Below are 15,369 nucleotides of genomic sequence, written 5' to 3' on the forward strand. Positions count from 1 at the left end.
TCCACAATGGAATGCGAAAGATGTCCGGGCAAAGCTCCAAGCGTATGGAAAGACTGCAGATAATGGTCTCGGAGGACGAGCTCAAAGCGCTGGACGACTGGCGCTTCAAGAGCCGAATGCCCAGCCGTGCCGCCGCCATTCGCGAACTGCTTCAGCGTGGCCTGGCCGCTGAGGGCTACTTTTCAACCGCGCGCGATGGGTCTGCATCGCGAGATTTCGGGGTGCTTGATTCAAATTCAGGCAAGCCGGAGTAACCGAACCCAACAACTTTATTCAAATCCTCCGTGACGTCTATCACATCCGTGACGCGTCCGTTCTGCCAAAAAGAGGCCAACCCCGAGGACGGGGAACCCCTCAACCGGCAGGACACCTGACATGACAGTTTCAGATTTCAGTTCCGAACAGTTCCCCGCCACCATTCCAGGAACGGATGCCACAACACCATCCTGGCGCATCAAAGCCGCCGTAGACCGCATTGGCGCTCTGATCCTGCTCCTGACCTTCGCACCGCTTCTGATCATCACCGCCGTCTGTGTGAAGTTCACCTCTCCCGGACCCGTCTTTTTCCGCCAGCCCCGTTACGGCGCCGGGCGGGACGTGATCACCGTGACGAAATTTCGCACCATGTTCGTTGAGGGCACCGACCTGTCGGGCCGCCGCCAGGCCACCCGCGACGATGACCGCATCACTCCGCTTGGCCGCATCCTGCGCAAAACCTGCCTCGACGAACTGCCCCAACTATGGGACGTTCTCTGCGGTCGCATGTCCCTCGTCGGACCCCGCCCCCATGCGCTGGTGCTGGAGGTCGAAGGCCGCGACATCGAGGACATGATTCCCTACTACCATGCCCGCCACCAGATCCGTCCTGGCGTGACCGGCCTCGCGCAGACCAATGGCAACCGCGGCCCCATCGACGACGCCGAAACCGCCTTTGAGCGTGTCCACTACGACCTTGACTATATCCAGAACCAGTCGCTTGTGCTCGACGCCTGGATCCTCATTAAGACTCTGGCCGTGCCCTTCCAGAAAGACGGGTCTTACTGACGCCCAGACCCGGACAAAATTGGCGTGGCAGTTCAAACATAATGGCCCGAGACTTGACCCCGGTTCATGACATTTGTGTAACTCCGATCAGTGGGCGAAATTCGCCCGCTGATTTGTGGTTTGAAGATCGGGAAACGGATGCAGGTCGACTACGTGATTGTGGGCGCAGGCAGTGCGGGCTGCGTTCTTGCCAACCGGCTCAGCGCGGACGGTAAATCCGAGGTTGCGGTGATCGAGGCCGGCGGCTCCGACCTCAACCTCTGGGTCCGCATGCCCATCGGCTATGGCGGCGCGTTCCACGACCCCCACATCAACTGGCGCTATTTCACCGAACCCGACCCGGGCACCGGCAACCGCGTCAGCTACTGGCCCCGTGGACGCGTTCTTGGCGGGTCAAGCGCCATCAACGCCATGGTCTATATTCGCGGTCAGGCGGCGGATTACGACGGCTGGGCGGCTTTGGGCAATCCCGGCTGGTCCCATGCGGATGTGCTGCCCCTGTTCCGGCGCATGGAAAACAACCTCGCCGGCGGCGACGACTGGCGCGGAACCGGCGGGCCGATGACCGTCACCGCCACCGATCTCGGCGTACACACCCTGAGCCACGACTGGATTGACGCCGCCGAGGCCACGGGCCTCCCCCGCAATGCCGATTTCAACGGTGCCGACCAGGAAGGCGTCGGCCTCTACCAGATCACCACCCGCAACGGCTTTCGCTGCTCCGCCGCCACCGGATACCTCAACCCTGCGAAACGCCGCGCAAACCTCCGCGTCATCACACGCGCCCATGCCACCCGCATCCTGTTCGACGGCCGCCGCGCCACCGGCATCGAATACCGGCGCGGTAACAAAACCCTGCGCATTCACGCCCGCCGCGAGGTCATCCTCTCCGCCGGTGCCGTCAATTCACCCCAGCTGCTCGAGCTTTCCGGCATCGGCGGGGCCGACCGCCTCAAAAACCTCGGTCTCGACATCACCCAGGACCTGCCAGGGGTCGGCACCAACCTCCAGGACCATATCGGCTATGACTTCATCTACGAGGCCAACTGCCCGACCCTGAATAACCTTCTGCGTCCCTGGTCCGGGCGGATCGCCATGGGTCTGCTCTATCTTCTGACCCGCGGCGGCCCCCTCTCGCTCAGCGTCAACCAGGCCGGCGGGTTTTTCCGCAGTTCCCCGGACCGTCCCCGCCCTAACCTGCAACTCTACTTCGCCCCGGTCAGCTATACCCACAAAACCCCCGGCAAACGCCGCCTGCTGGCACCCGACGCCTTCCCCGGAATGCAGCTCAGCATCTCCAACTGCCACCCCCTGAGCCGCGGCCATCTCCACATCCGCTCCGCCGACCCGATGGCACCGCCCGAGATCCACCCCCGCTACCTCAGCGTCCCGGAAGACCTGGACGAGCTGTGCGAAGGCGTCGACATCCTGCGCCGCATCGCCGCCGCCCCGCCCCTGGCCAACTCCATCCTCCGCGAGGTCATCCCAGGCCCGGACGTCACCGACCCCGACGCCCTGCGCGCCAATATCGTCGGCCAGGTCGGCACCGTCTTCCACCCCTGCGGCACCTGCGCCATGGGCCCCGACCCAAACGCGGGCGCCGTGGTGGACGCCCGCCTGAAAGTCCACGGCCTGGACGGCCTGCGCGTCGCCGACGCCTCGATCTTCCCCCGCATCACCGCCGGCAACATCAACGCCCCGTCCATGATGGTCGGCGAGAAGGCCTCCGACCTGATCCTGGCGGATCGGGGCTGATCCCCGTCGTTAATTTCTGGTAACGCTCAGATTGATGTCCACCCATTGACCGTTTGGATCAAAAATAATCTGAATGGTTTCAGCAAGATGTAGCCCGAACAGACGTTCCAGAAGCCAATCAACCCAACCGTAGTCGAACAGCCGCCCCTGTTCTTTGGTTGACCTGCCGGCTTCCAACGTAACCCATCCCAGATTGTGCGGACCGGAGCGGGCAGTCCTTCCCATCATACGAAAACCCTGCCCTTCCAGCCACCTCTCAAATCCCTCAACGCTTTGATAGCTGGCCGCAATCCGAAACACGCACACCTCTGCCGCAAGAATGAAATTGATCTTACGCCAATCAACCTGTGACAAATCGGGCCGGGTCTCTCTCTGCTGGTCCGGTTTCAGACAGGACAAAACTGACGGATATTCCTCCAATACCGGAGCAAATTCCCGAGCGCGCCGGTGTCCACCATCATTCTCGACCTGCGCAAGCGTTCTTCCATAAAATCGAAACGGATAGTTTTCCTCATTGGACAGTCTCACGACCGTCCCAAACTGATCCTCATACGGCAAAAACTCACGCGCACGCGGATCAGGCTGTTGGTCCGTGGTTTGAGCGGTTGCCGGCGGAAAAATTGTTCCCGCAACCAGGAAGACCAGTGCCGCGCCCAACATATGGCGTATTCGTTTGATCTTTTTTCCACCCGCTCTGATTTTCGGCATCCGTAGTAATATCATACGGCAAATTGCATACGTGAAATTTTTTGACGACCTTTGGTTATTTGGGATACCTGATCCCGGTGAGTTGAATGAAGAATTTCGCCACGCTGTCTTGGAAATCCTACCATCGGATTAACTCCCGGTCAGCTTGCGAAGCGGCCTGCCGATGGAATTGTCCAGTACCGTGCCGACTGGTCCCAACCCCGCGCGGCACCGGACAGACCTTCACCCGTTTGGATCATCCAACATGTTCGGTTAGCATGCCGGGCGCGGTCCGTCCGCGTCCATTAAAACAGTTCCAGATTTCCCTGAGTACCCATGCAAAATTCAAGCCATTCATCCACACACCACGGATTATCAGCCCATGCCATTATTCTGGCAACACTGGTCACCCTGCCTTCGCCCGCCACCGCCCGTGAACCCTGTCCGGTTGAAGGCCCCAAACCTGAAGTCTACGGAAACACATGGATCCACGTTGACGACCGCACGTCCCTGCGTTTGGTCCCCAGTCACGTTCTTCTCATCGTCGACGGACGCGAAAAATCCTTCAAGGCGGTTCAGCAGCCTGATAACGGCCCGGCGGAAACGATAGTGGAGGTAACACCGGGAAAGTACTTCGTTCTGGGTCCGGTCAAAAGCTATCTGATCACCCTCACGGAAGGCGACGACGGGATCGAGTTGGTAGCCCCAGTTGAATTGCCCGTTCGCTACTACGAAGAATGCAGTTTCGTGGACAGGGTGTTTTGGGGTATCTGCATGGAAAAACCCACGGAATACAGTCCGGCTCTCGGCGCGGTCGTTTCTTCCGGTTATGACAAAAAAGGCAGCCAGGGAACGGTTCTCTTCCGGGACGACAGTATTGGCACACCCCTCGAACTTGAGGACGGCACACCAGTAATCTACCGACGGGACGATCAGGCCGGGAACGCTTTGGTCGTGACGATTGAATACTGGGATGGTTACGTGATCACCGAGAACGGAACACTGACCTGCCGGGACTATCTGGAACACCACCCCGAACTTGAAACCTTTCCACCCCGCACGGACGGCTGAACGTGGAATAAACACGAACGCCCGTCAACAGGATACACCCTCACACCAGCCCCCGCATCACCCGTCCCAGCGCCGCGACACTCCGCCCGATCTGTGCGGCGGGCACCGCGCTGAACCCAAGCGTCAGCCCCTGCCGGTCGATCGGTGAAAGCGCAAACCGGCCCAGCGGTGCCGTGGCAATCCCCGCCGCACCCGCCGCCCCGGCCACAACGGTTTCCGACAGCCCTGACACCTCCAGATCCCCAATCGTGTGAAACCCGGTCTCCGTCGGCTGCACGGTCAGCATCCCTGACAACTCCCGATCCGCCGCCCGTATCAGGGCATCGCGCCGTTCGGCATAGACCTCCCGCATCCTGCGGATATGGGTGGTGAAATGCCCCTCGTCGATGAAATCCGCCACAATGGCCTGCGACCCCGTGGGCGCACCCTGCAACATCGCCGCCGCCGTGCGCTCGAACATCTCCACCAGCCGGGGCGGTGCCACCACGAACCCAAGACGCAGGGCGGGAAAAATCGACTTCGAGAACGTGCCGACATAGACCACCCGCCCCGAGGCATCCATGCTCTTCAGCGGCGGTGGCGTGTGGCTGCCATAGTGGAACTCCCCCACGTAATCATCCTCGATGATCCAGGCCCCCGTCCGCTCCGCCGCCCGCAACAGTTCAAAACGGCGCGACACGCTCATGGTGTTTCCCAACGGATGCTGATGCGCGGGCGTGACAAAGGCCAGCCGATACTCCGGCGCGGCCTCCAGGCCCGCCGCCACGTCCAACCCTTCCGCATCCACCGGCACCGGCACCAGCCTGGCTCCACAGGCAATGAAACTGTTCCGTGCGCCCACCGTGCCGGGGTTTTCAAACCACACCGGATCGCCCGGATTGACCAGCATGGACGCGATCCGGTTGAACGCATCCTGCGCCCCGTTGAAGATAAACACCTCCTCCGGCGCGCAGGTTACCCCCCGGTTCGCCCGCATGTGCTGGCTCACGCTCCGCCGCAACTCCATCAGCCCGCACGGGTCCGGATAGCGCATCACCCCGCTGCGCCCGCCCCGCCAGTGCCGCGCCGACAGCCGCGACCAAAGCGCCATGGGAAACACGTCAAACGCGGGCATGCCCGTCACAAACGCCCGTGGCGTGTCCGGATGCGCCAGGCGCGTGTAATACCGGTCCGACGCATCCCGGCTCAGGGTCGCCAGCCTCGGCGGCACCGCGTCCTCCCCACGCGGCACCTCATGGGCGGGCACCGGCGGTAGGATCGTGTCACTCACATACGTCCCCGACCCCACCAGCGACCGCAGCAAACCCTCCGCCGCCAGCTGCTCATAGGTGTTGACCGCCGTGGTCCGCGACACCCCCTGGCTCCGCGCCAGCGTCCGGCTCGCGGGCAGACGCACCCCCGCCGGCAACTGCCCCGACAGGATCATCCGCCGCAGCGCCGCGACCAGCTGGACCGTTATCGTGGCACTGTCATCGTGCCTGATCGGAATGACCGGGATGAGCGCCCCGCCCGCGTATTTCGTCACCGCGGCTCCTTCAATTGGTCTGCCCATTGGTTCAAAGTGGACCTTATCACCAGCCCAATATGCAATCATCCGTGGATGCGGACAATCCATGTCCATCCAAGGTGAGCCAACGCATGAAAATCATTCGCATCGAGACATTTTCGAACCCCTTCGTGGGTTTCACCAGGGTCACGGACGAGACCGGCGCCACCGGCTGGGGCCAGATGTCCACCTACCATTCCGACATCACCGCCCAGGTTCTCCACCGCCAGGTCGCCCCTTGGACAATCGGCATCGACATTGACGACCTGGACGACCACCTGAACCTCATACAGGAACGCGAACACAAATTCCCCGGCTCCTATATCTGCCGCGCCATGGGCGGCCTGGAAACCGCCATTTGGGATCTGCGCGGCAAACAGGCGGGCGTCCCCGTCGCCACCCTGCTCGGCGGCAGTCCCGGCAAAATCCGCGCCTACGCCTCGTCCATGAAGCGCGACATCACGCCTGCCAACGAGGCAGATCGCTTCCGCCGCCTGCGCGGTGACTACGGCTTCGACGCCTTCAAGTTCCGCATTGGAGCCGAGGTCGGGCGCGGCCGCGACGAATGGGAGAGCCGCACCGGAGAAATCATCCCCACGATCGCCAAAACCTTCGCCGGTGAGGACGTAACCCTGCTCGTGGACGCCAATTCCTGCTACGCCCCCGACCAGGCCATCACCTGGGGCCACATGCTGCTCGACCACGGCATCACCCATTACGAGGAACCCTGCCCCTACTGGGAACTCGACCAGACCCGCACCGTTCGCGAGGCCTTCGCCGACACGCCGCTCGACGTCACCGGCGGCGAACAGGACTGCATGATCCCCACCTGGAAACGCATGATCGACATGCACGCCGTCGACATCGTGCAGCCCGACGTGATGTATGTGGGCGGCATGGGCCGCACGCTTGAGGTCGCCCGCCTGGCCGAAGCCGCGGGCCTGCCTGTCACCCCCCACTGCGCCAACCTCTCGCTGGTGACGCTCTTCACCATGCACCTCTTGCGCGCCATCCCAAATGCGGGAAAGTATCTCGAGTTTTCCATCGAGGGTGAGGACTACTACCCATGGCAGCAGGACCTTTTCGTGACCGATCCCTACGCGATCACGGACGGAATGGCCGAGGTCACCGACGCGCCGGGCTGGGGTATCGAGGTAAACCCCGAATGGCTCGCAAAATCCATCTACCAGGTCAGCGAAATGGACGACTGACCATGTCCGAAAGCGTCCATAACGCTGCGGCTTACAATGGCTGAATTCTTCACGAAGGATTTTCGCGCGGCACCCTATTGGTGGGACCGCTACCCTCTGGACGATCGAACCGCACCCGACCTGCCAAACCGGTCCGACGCGGTCGTCATTGGCTCGGGCTACACCGGCCTTCACGCAGCGCTGCAAATCGCACGCGCCGGTCGCAGTGTCATCGTACTTGAGAGAGATGCCCTAGGCCAGGGCTGCTCAACCCGCAATGGCGGCCAGATCAGCATTTCAATCAAATCTGACCTGAAGGAACTCACAGTCAAACACGGCGCCGATACCGCCCGCCGAATTCTTCAGGATGGACATGCCTCCCGCGCCTATATTGAGGAATTCGTCAAAACCGAGGGCCTTGACTGTGACTTCCGCACTTCCGGCCGCTTCCACGCCGCCCATTCGGCCGCAGCCTTCAGGGATCTGCGAGCAACCATCGAGAACCAGCCGAAGGAATTTGAGCGCCAGATTACCCTGATACCCCGCACCGAACAAAGACGCGAGCTTGGCACGGATTTCTACCACGGGGGCGCGGTATACCATGACGTTGCTGAAATCGACCCCGGCCGCTACCACGCAGGCCTCATCGCCCTTTGCCGCAAGGCTGGCGTCTCGATCCATCCCAAGACACCAGCAACCTTGCTCGATTCCGACCACAAGGGCGCAACCGTCACCACCCCACGCGGACCCATCAAAACCCGGGACGTGGTCATTGCCACCAATGGATATTCCGGTGACCTCTCCCCTTGGCACAGACGCCGTATCATCCCCATCGGCAGCTACATAATCGCCACCGAAGTGCTTCCCTCCGACCTCATTGATGGATTGTTCCCCACAGGCCGCCTCGTCTCGGACAGCCGCCGCGTGGTTTACTACTACCGAACCAGCCCGGACCGACGCCGCATCCTCTTCGGCGGGCGAGTCAGTGCGGGCGAAACCGACACCCGCGCCAGCGCCCGCCGCCTGCGCGACGAGATGATCCGCATCTTTCCCGAGCTCGCTGGTTACCAAATATCACACTCCTGGATGGGTTTCGTCGGCTACACCTTCGACACCCTGCCCCATATGGGTCGACAGGACCGGGTGCATCACGCAATGGGCTACTGTGGCGCAGGCGTGGGAATGGCAAGCTACCTCGGAATGAAAACCGGGTTGGCTGTTCTAGGCGATCCCGAAGGAACCACGGGCCTCGAAAAAACCGCGTTCCCGCCCCGTCCCCTCTACAACGGCAAACCGTGGTTTCTGCCGGCAGCCGTGGAATATTACCGCCTCCGGGACAGACTCGGCCTTTCGTAGCGTCATTGGCATGCCATTGCATGGGAAGTGGACCTTGCCCAACGGGCTAATTCGGGGTCTAGTCCCCTCCAGCGAAAAAAGCGCAACAAAAAAGAACAATAACACACAAACCACACACCAACACGGAAGGATTCTCAGACATGAAAGCGTCACTCAAACTCCTGCTGGCGGGCACGGCCCTCAGCCTGGTCGCGGGGACTGTCTCCGCCGAAACCCTGCGGCTCATGACCTGGGGCAGCTACGCGCCGGAGGAACTGATCAACAAATTCGAGGAGGAATATCCCGACATTGTTGTTGAGGTCACGTTCTCTAACAACGAGGAAATGATTGCGAAGCTGCGCGCCACCGGCGGCTCCGGTTACGATCTGGCCCAACCCAGTCATGACCGCATTTTCTCCGCCCAGCAGGAATACAACATCTACAAACCGCTCGACCTGAGTCAAATCGATACCTCGGTCATGTCGGAGAACCTGCTTGAGGGCGTCAAGGCCAACACGACGATCGACGGCGAGGTCTATGCCGTGCCGCATCAGTGGGGCACCTCCGGCATCATGACCAACAAATCGGTCGCGCCTGACGTGACCGGATGGAACGACCTTTGCGACCCGGCCTACGAGGGCAAAACCTCCATGCGCCTGCGCCGTACCATCCTGCTCGGCACCGCCTTTGGCATGGGCATGGACCCATTCGCGCTCTACGACGACCCCGAGGCCTACCAGGACATGCTGGACCAGGTCACTGAAAAACTGATCGACTGCAAATCCGTTATCAAAACCTACTGGACCGGCGGCGACGACCTTGCGGCCCTCATGCTTTCGGGTGAGGTTGTGGTGTCGGAAACTTGGGATTCCACGGCCTACAAGCTGTTCGGCGAAAACCCGGACATCGTTTTTGTACCACCCGAAACCGGTGCACTTGCCTGGATCGACACTTTTGCCATCCCCCGTGGTGGAGAAGCCGATGACGCTGCTTACAAGTGGATAAACTTCGTGATGCGCCCTGAGAATGTGGAAATCATGTCGGCCTCGACCGGTGCGATCGCTGCCGTTCCGAACGGCATTGAGCTCCTGCCTGAGGACAAACGCGCCGCCGTGCAGGCAGCCTTTGACGATACCGACCTCGAAAACCTGAAGTTCTTTGCGAACATCCCGGCCGGAATCGAAGACATGGAAGGTCTCGCGCTGGAACGCATCCAGGCGGCACAGTAAAAACTGTCGGCCACCATCTATGGGCAGGGGCGATAATGCACCCCTGTCCTGTTCCGGCCATGCGCCGGACCCGGAATTTCAGACATCGGGGGGCGGATCATGTATGATCTCAGATGCGAAAGCGTCACCAAACGCTTTGGAAATTTTACCGCCGTTGACGGCGTCAGCTTCGGCGTGCCCGCCGGTTCGTTCTTTTCCATCCTCGGCCCGTCAGGCTGCGGAAAGACCACACTGATGCGCATGATCGCCGGATTTGAGCATCCCGACGGGGGCGACATCCTGCTCAGGGAAAAATCCGTCCTCAATCTCGCGCCTAACAAACGCAATGTCAAAATGGTGTTCCAGCACCTCGCCCTCTTCCCCATGATGAACGTGGGCGAAAACATCGCCTACGGCCTGCGCTGTCGCGGCGACGCCAAAGTGGGCATTGGTGACAGGGTCCGCGCCGTGCTTGACCGCGTTGGCCTGCCAGGGGTCGAGGACAAACAGATCTCGCAACTCTCCGGCGGCCAGAAACAGCGCATCGCCATCGCCCGCTGCATGGTCCTTGAACCGGACGTGCTCCTGCTGGATGAGCCCCTCGGCGCACTCGACCTCAAACTGCGCGAGCACATGAAAATAGAGCTGAAGCAGCTCCAGCACCAGTTCGAGACCACCTTCCTCTACATCACCCATGACCAGTCCGAAGCCCTGGTCATGTCCGACAACGTCGCCGTCATGAATGCCGGTCGTTTCGAGCAGATCGGCCCCCCGCGCGTCCTTTACGACAACCCGGTCTCCGGTTTCGTCGCGGGCTTCGTCGGCGACACCAACCGCTGGGGCGGCCGCATAGACCGCATCGCGGACGGCACCGCCCGCGTGGCCCTCGAGAACGGCGGCACCGTGCTTGCCAAAACCGGAACCGATGGCCTGCGCGAAACCTCCGACGTGGAGGTTTTCGTCCGCCCCGAAGCCGTGGCCATCGGCCAGGGCGAGGACGGCGCAACGCTCTCCGGCCGCGTCGACAGCCTGCTGTTCAACGGCGCCAACAGCCGCATCCTGGTGCGTACCGATACCGGCAAACTGATTGAGGTCGCGGACACCTCCGGTGCCACCTCCATCAACGAGGGCGACCCCATCCACATCCACTGGCGCGCCGACCGGGCGCTCTGCTTCGCACGGGGTGCGGCCTGATGCGGACCGACGCGGGAAAACTCTCGCTGATCCTCCTGATGACGCCCTTCGCGCTGTGGATCGTGCTGCTCATCGCCCTGCCCCAGCTTGGCATCGGCTACGTTTCCCTCCGCGAAAAAATCGGCCCTCGCGAATATGAACTCGGTTTCGCCAACTACATGGCATTCATCCGCGAGCCGATCTACTGGAACACCCTCCTGCGCACGGCCTGGATGTCCATTCTCGTGACCTTCCTGGCCCTGCTCATCGGCTTCCCGGTGGCGTATTACATCGCCAAAATGGCCCGAAAACGCGCCCGCGCGGGTCTGTTCCTGCTCTGCCTGATCCCCCTTTGGGTCAGCGACCTCGTCCGCGCCTTCGGCTGGATCGTCCTCCTGCGCGAAACCGGTATCATATCCAGCACACTTCAGTCCATCGGCCTGATCAGCGGCCCCGTGGAACTGCTCTACAACGATATCACCGTGATCATCGGTCTCGTTTACACCGTTGTGCTTTTCATGATCGTGCCGCTTGTCTCCACACTCGACGGTATGGACGACGCCATGCTGGAAGCGGGCTATAATCTCGGCGGCAGTCGCTTCACCGTATTCCGCCGCATCGTCGTCCCCTACGCCATGCCCGGCCTTGTCGCTGGCTGCATCATTACCTTTATGCTGACGGCAGGCAGCTACCTCACGCCCATTCTCCTGGGCGGCAAAAACAGCAGCTGGTTCACTGAACAGATCTACAACCAGTTCATCACCCGCTACAACTGGGAGGCCGGCGCCACCTTTGGCGTCCTGCTCCTCGCCTTTACCTCGTTCGTGGTCTGGGCCGGCCTGCGCCTGACCGGCCAAAGCCTCGCCACCACCGTGGCAAAGGAGTAGCGGCATGACCCGGTCCAACAGATCCCCGCTCCTCAACGCCGTCTACACGGCCTATATCGTGATCTTCTTCCTCTACCTGATCGCTCCCCTTTTGGCGGCAGGCGTCTTCGCCTTCAACGACTCCGTTTTCCCCTCCCTGCCCTGGCAGGGTTTCACCCTCGACTGGTTCTTCAACGACACCGAGCCAAAACTCGGCATGTTCCACGACGAAAGACTCCTGCGCGGTCTTGGGAACTCCCTCTATATTGGCGTCATCGTCTCGGCCCTCTCCGTCGCGGCCGGCACCTGCAACGCGTTTCTCTTCGTGCGCCGGGACTTCCCCTTCAAAAACGCGCTCTACGTGCTGATGGTCGTGCCGCTCGTAATCCCAGGCGTCATTCTCGGCATCTCGATCCTGGTGTTCGCCTCCATGATCGCCAACGGCATCGACCAGGGCCTGGGCATCAACCCCACCTGGCTGCGCCCAGGCATCCCGCTGATCGTTCTGGGCCAGTTTTCCTTCCTGACCACGATCACCTCTCTCGTAATCGCCGCGCGCCTTGAAAAATTCGACATGGCGCTGGAGGAGGCCGCCCTGAACCTCGGCGCGGGCCGCCTTCGGGTGCTGATGACCATCACGCTGCCTTTCCTCGTCCCGGCGCTGTTCTCGGCCTTTGTGGTGGCCTTCCTGGTGTCTTTCGAGAACTTTAACACCACGCTCATGCTGGTAGGCTCCGATGCGCCGCTCACAATCACCATGTATGACCGCATGGTAAAGGTCGGCTCCACTCCCGTCCTGAACGCCGTATCGGTCTTCCTGATGCTCGGCTCCGGCCTCCTGGCTCTCCTGAGTGTCATCGTTCAACGCGATCGGACATGACTAACCCGCCTTGGCAAATGGGTCTGGTTCGAGGCGTACCCACCCGAAGATTTCAACCGATTGGGTAATTTATCGAGAAGCGGCTTTGCTCGGACGGTCAATCGCACTCCCTCGGCTCAACCGTCACTCTCCACAGGCAACGGTGTCAATCGGCATCCAATCTTAACCCCTCATCGGCGTCCAAAATTGACCCCCCTGGTGCTAAGCTGGCCCGGTGCTGCGCAGTCTCCGATTACCGCAGCGGCGCCGGGCCAGTGTGGGGGCGGCCTGGTATTATGCCCGGTTTTTGAAGCGCCAGCTTTCGTTGCCGGTTTCGACGATCTCGCAGTGATGCGTCAGCCGGTCGAGCAGCGCGGTTGTCATCCTGGCGTCGCCGAAGACGCTTGGCCATTCACCGAATGCCAGATTGGTTGTGACGATTATCGAGGTGCGTTCGTAGAGCCTGCTGATCAGGTGGAACAGGAGCTGGCCGCCGGTCTGGGCGAACGGGAGGTAGCCGAGTTCATCGAGGATCAGGAAATCCAAGCGCGATATCAAATCGGCGGTTCGTCCCTGACGCTCGGCGCGGGCTTCGGCGTCCAACTTGTTTACCAGATCGACGACATTGAAGAACCGCCCGCGCCGCCCGTTCCGGATGCAAGCCCTGGCGATGCTGACGGCGAGATGGGTTTTGCCCGTTCCGGTGCCGCCGATCAGGACCAGGTTGCGCTGATGATCAAGGAAGTCCCCGGCGGCCAGATCACGGATCAGGGTCTCGTTGACCTCGGCTGCTTCGAAGTCGAACTCTTCCAGTTCCTTGGCCAGAGGCAGTTTGGCGATGGTCATCTGGTATTTGATCGAGCGGGCCTGCTTCTCCGAGATCTCAGCCGTCAGCAATTCGCCGATGATCTGCTGGGGCTCATGCTGGCGTTTGACGGCGGTGGTCAGAATCTCGTCATAGGCGGCTCTCATCCCGTAGAGCTTCAGCTTTCCCATCGCGTCGAGCACGTCTGAGCGTTCCATCTGTCTGTCTCCTCAAGCTGTCATATCGGTCGCAATTCGCCGTGGGTTCGCAGTTCAGCCGCAGCGCGTCCGGTGTGGTGATTGTCAGGGGTGGCGGCGGTTCCCGGTGGCGGGCCAGGATGTTCAGCACGACGCCCGCAGAATGGACGTTGTGGGACAGCGCCTCGGTACAGGCGGCTTCTACAGCATCAATGCCATCCGTCATCACAGCGCTCAGGATCTCGACCATCTGGCGGTCGCCGCCGGGCTGGCGTTCCAGCTTACGCTGCACCCGGCGGATCGCAACCGGCAGGTCCCACTCCTTGAATGGCGTACCGTTACGAAGGGCGCCGGGCTTGCGGGCCAGAACAGGTATGTAATGCAGGGGATCGTAGACGGTGTTGTCGCGCCCGAAAGCACGCGCATGGCGACTGACGATCCGGCCATCCTGCCAGCATTCCATCCGATCTGCGTAGGCTCTGATCTCGACCGGCCGCCCCACGGCACGGGCGTCAACCGAGTATCTGTTTTTGTCAAACCGCACGAGGCAGGTCTTGGAGACAGACGCCGTAACCGCGTGGAACCCATCGAACGGGCCAACATAGGGCACGAGGCTCGGGCGCTCTTCTTCGAACACCTCCCAGACCGTTTTGTCCCGCATCTCAGGATGCGTGTTCGCCCGGGCATGGGCCACGCAACGATCTTCCAGCCAGGCATTCAACTCGGCATGGGATTTGAACTTCGGGCGCGGCACAAAGAACCGCCGCCGGATCACGCCGACCTGGTTCTCAACCTGACCCTTCTCCCAGCCCGAGGCAGGCGTGCAGGCAACCGGATCGACCAGATAATGCCCGCACATCTGCTGGAAACGCCGGTTATAGGCACGGTCCTTGCCGACAAAGATCGCATCAACGGCGGTCTTCATATTGTCGTAGATGCCCCGCGCACAGGCACCGCCAAAGAAGGCGAACGCCCTGTCGTGCGCGTCGAACACCATCTCCTGGGTTTCACGGGGATAGGCCCGGACATATGGCATCCTGCTGTAGCACAGGCGGACATGGGCAACCTTGACCGTCACCGTCACGCCATCGAGGATCACGATCTCATGGCTCCAATCGAACTGGTAGGCTTCGCCCGGATCGAAGCTCAGCGGAACATACGCACTGGCCGACGCTTCCCGTGTCGCCTTCGACCAGCCCGCCGCATATCGGCGTATCGCATCATAGCCGCCTCCATAGCCACGGTTACGCAGTTCCTCATAGATCCGGATGAGCGTCAGGCGTTCCCGCTTCGGCCGCCGGACGTTCTCGGCCAGCATCCCGTCCAACTCAGAACGCCAGGGATCAATCTTTGGGCGGGGCTGCGTCGTGCGGTCATAACTGAACTCGGTCGCACCGGATCGGATGACTCTACGCACCGTATTGCGGGATAACCGCAGTTCACGGCAAATCTGCTTGATCGACTTGCCTTCGATAAAATGCGCACGCCTGATCTTCGCGATCGTCTCCACAACCAACATCCCCTGACTGCTCCCCCATGCTTTTGAGGAAGCTTCTGAACAGATTTATAAGGGGGGTCACTTTTGGACGCCGATTACCCCAATATGAGGGTCAAAATTGCATGCCGTTTCACA

General features: G+C 61.2%; 14 protein-coding genes. 10 read left to right on the forward strand and 4 right to left on the reverse strand.

What is annotated here, in order from left to right; all coding sequences use genetic code 11:
* Positions 1-62: 62 nt before the first annotated feature.
* From ACP15P_RS17605 to ACP15P_RS17615, 3 genes are all read left to right on the forward strand, one after another.
* Positions 63-254, forward strand: coding sequence for a hypothetical protein (locus ACP15P_RS17605; protein ID WP_424929779.1), 192 nt, complete (start codon positions 63-65; stop codon positions 252-254).
* 121 nt (positions 255-375) lie between these two features.
* Complete coding sequence (locus ACP15P_RS17610; protein ID WP_424929780.1) at positions 376-1,044, forward strand: sugar transferase; 669 nt, start codon at positions 376-378, stop codon at positions 1,042-1,044.
* Between the two features lie 138 nt (positions 1,045-1,182).
* Entirely contained in the window at positions 1,183-2,799 is a 1,617-nt protein-coding gene (locus tag ACP15P_RS17615; RefSeq protein ID WP_424929781.1) for a GMC family oxidoreductase, read from the forward strand.
* A gap of 9 nt (positions 2,800-2,808) precedes the next feature.
* Here ACP15P_RS17615 and ACP15P_RS17620 read toward each other — a convergent pair whose 3' ends face one another.
* Positions 2,809-3,507 carry a hypothetical protein gene (locus ACP15P_RS17620; protein WP_424929782.1) on the reverse strand — a complete coding sequence of 233 codons (699 nt, stop codon included), beginning with the start codon at positions 3,505-3,507 and terminating at the stop codon, positions 2,809-2,811.
* 315 nt (positions 3,508-3,822) lie between these two features.
* Here ACP15P_RS17620 and ACP15P_RS17625 point away from each other — a divergent pair, with 315 nt between their 5' ends.
* Positions 3,823-4,557, forward strand: a complete 735-nt coding sequence (locus ACP15P_RS17625) for a hypothetical protein (RefSeq protein WP_424929783.1) — start codon at positions 3,823-3,825, stop codon at positions 4,555-4,557.
* Between the two features lie 40 nt (positions 4,558-4,597).
* On the opposite strand, the gene pdxR is transcribed toward ACP15P_RS17625, so the two are convergent.
* Positions 4,598-6,082, reverse strand: a complete 1,485-nt coding sequence (gene pdxR / locus ACP15P_RS17630; RefSeq protein WP_424929784.1) for a MocR-like pyridoxine biosynthesis transcription factor PdxR — start codon at positions 6,080-6,082, stop codon at positions 4,598-4,600.
* A 113-nt stretch (positions 6,083-6,195) separates the two neighbouring features.
* Between pdxR and ACP15P_RS17635 the strand changes: the two genes are divergently transcribed.
* The 6 genes from ACP15P_RS17635 to ACP15P_RS17660 all read left to right on the forward strand — a co-directional run bounded on the left by ACP15P_RS17635 (position 6,196) and on the right by ACP15P_RS17660 (position 12,755).
* The gene (locus ACP15P_RS17635; RefSeq protein ID WP_424929785.1) at positions 6,196-7,314 is read left to right on the forward strand and encodes a mandelate racemase/muconate lactonizing enzyme family protein; all 1,119 of its coding nucleotides are present in this window, start codon (positions 6,196-6,198) and stop codon (positions 7,312-7,314) included.
* A gap of 36 nt (positions 7,315-7,350) precedes the next feature.
* The gene (locus ACP15P_RS17640; protein WP_424929786.1) at positions 7,351-8,649 is read left to right on the forward strand and encodes an NAD(P)/FAD-dependent oxidoreductase; all 1,299 of its coding nucleotides are present in this window, start codon (positions 7,351-7,353) and stop codon (positions 8,647-8,649) included.
* Positions 8,650-8,789: 140 nt separating this feature from the next.
* Positions 8,790-9,857 (forward strand): extracellular solute-binding protein, encoded by a 1,068-nt coding sequence (locus ACP15P_RS17645; RefSeq protein ID WP_424929787.1) that lies wholly within the window; start codon positions 8,790-8,792, stop codon positions 9,855-9,857.
* Between the two features lie 99 nt (positions 9,858-9,956).
* Positions 9,957-11,030, forward strand: coding sequence for an ABC transporter ATP-binding protein (locus ACP15P_RS17650; protein ID WP_424929788.1), 1,074 nt, complete (start codon positions 9,957-9,959; stop codon positions 11,028-11,030).
* Entirely contained in the window at positions 11,030-11,896 is an 867-nt protein-coding gene (locus ACP15P_RS17655) for an ABC transporter permease (protein WP_424929789.1), read from the forward strand. Before ACP15P_RS17650 ends, ACP15P_RS17655 begins: the two co-directional genes overlap by 1 nt.
* Before the next feature lie 4 nt (positions 11,897-11,900).
* A complete protein-coding gene (locus ACP15P_RS17660; protein WP_424929790.1) occupies positions 11,901-12,755 on the forward strand; it encodes an ABC transporter permease in 855 nt (284 codons plus the stop codon).
* A 273-nt stretch (positions 12,756-13,028) separates the two neighbouring features.
* Here ACP15P_RS17660 and istB read toward each other — a convergent pair whose 3' ends face one another.
* Both istB and istA read right to left on the reverse strand, forming a co-directional pair.
* A complete protein-coding gene (gene istB / locus ACP15P_RS17665; protein ID WP_424929791.1) occupies positions 13,029-13,757 on the reverse strand; it encodes an IS21-like element helper ATPase IstB in 729 nt (242 codons plus the stop codon).
* The gene (gene istA / locus ACP15P_RS17670) at positions 13,690-15,255 is read right to left on the reverse strand and encodes an IS21 family transposase (RefSeq protein WP_424929792.1); all 1,566 of its coding nucleotides are present in this window, start codon (positions 15,253-15,255) and stop codon (positions 13,690-13,692) included. The genes istB and istA overlap by 68 nt, the downstream gene beginning before the upstream one ends.
* Between the last annotated feature and the right edge of the window lie 114 nt (positions 15,256-15,369).

It is taken from the genome of Amaricoccus tamworthensis (assembly GCF_049800875.1).
Lineage (GTDB): Bacteria > Pseudomonadota > Alphaproteobacteria > Rhodobacterales > Rhodobacteraceae > Amaricoccus > Amaricoccus tamworthensis.

Bases quoted from the DNA above. Each gene is read 5' to 3' on its own strand.
- ACP15P_RS17605 (WP_424929779.1), top strand. From the start codon at position 63: ATGGTCTCGGAGGACGAGCTCAAAGCGCTGGACGACTGGCGCTTCAAG.
- ACP15P_RS17610 (WP_424929780.1), top strand. From the start codon at position 376: ATGACAGTTTCAGATTTCAGTTCCGAACAGTTCCCCGCCACCATTCCA.
- ACP15P_RS17615 (WP_424929781.1), top strand. From the start codon at position 1,183: ATGCAGGTCGACTACGTGATTGTGGGCGCAGGCAGTGCGGGCTGCGTT.
- ACP15P_RS17620 (WP_424929782.1), bottom strand. From the start codon at position 3,507: ATGCCGAAAATCAGAGCGGGTGGAAAAAAGATCAAACGAATACGCCAT.
- ACP15P_RS17625 (WP_424929783.1), top strand. From the start codon at position 3,823: ATGCAAAATTCAAGCCATTCATCCACACACCACGGATTATCAGCCCAT.
- ACP15P_RS17635 (WP_424929785.1), top strand. From the start codon at position 6,196: ATGAAAATCATTCGCATCGAGACATTTTCGAACCCCTTCGTGGGTTTC.
- ACP15P_RS17640 (WP_424929786.1), top strand. From the start codon at position 7,351: ATGGCTGAATTCTTCACGAAGGATTTTCGCGCGGCACCCTATTGGTGG.
- ACP15P_RS17645 (WP_424929787.1), top strand. From the start codon at position 8,790: ATGAAAGCGTCACTCAAACTCCTGCTGGCGGGCACGGCCCTCAGCCTG.
- ACP15P_RS17650 (WP_424929788.1), top strand. From the start codon at position 9,957: ATGTATGATCTCAGATGCGAAAGCGTCACCAAACGCTTTGGAAATTTT.
- ACP15P_RS17655 (WP_424929789.1), top strand. From the start codon at position 11,030: ATGCGGACCGACGCGGGAAAACTCTCGCTGATCCTCCTGATGACGCCC.
- ACP15P_RS17660 (WP_424929790.1), top strand. From the start codon at position 11,901: ATGACCCGGTCCAACAGATCCCCGCTCCTCAACGCCGTCTACACGGCC.
- istB (WP_424929791.1), bottom strand. From the start codon at position 13,757: ATGGAACGCTCAGACGTGCTCGACGCGATGGGAAAGCTGAAGCTCTAC.
- istA (WP_424929792.1), bottom strand. From the start codon at position 15,255: ATGTTGGTTGTGGAGACGATCGCGAAGATCAGGCGTGCGCATTTTATC.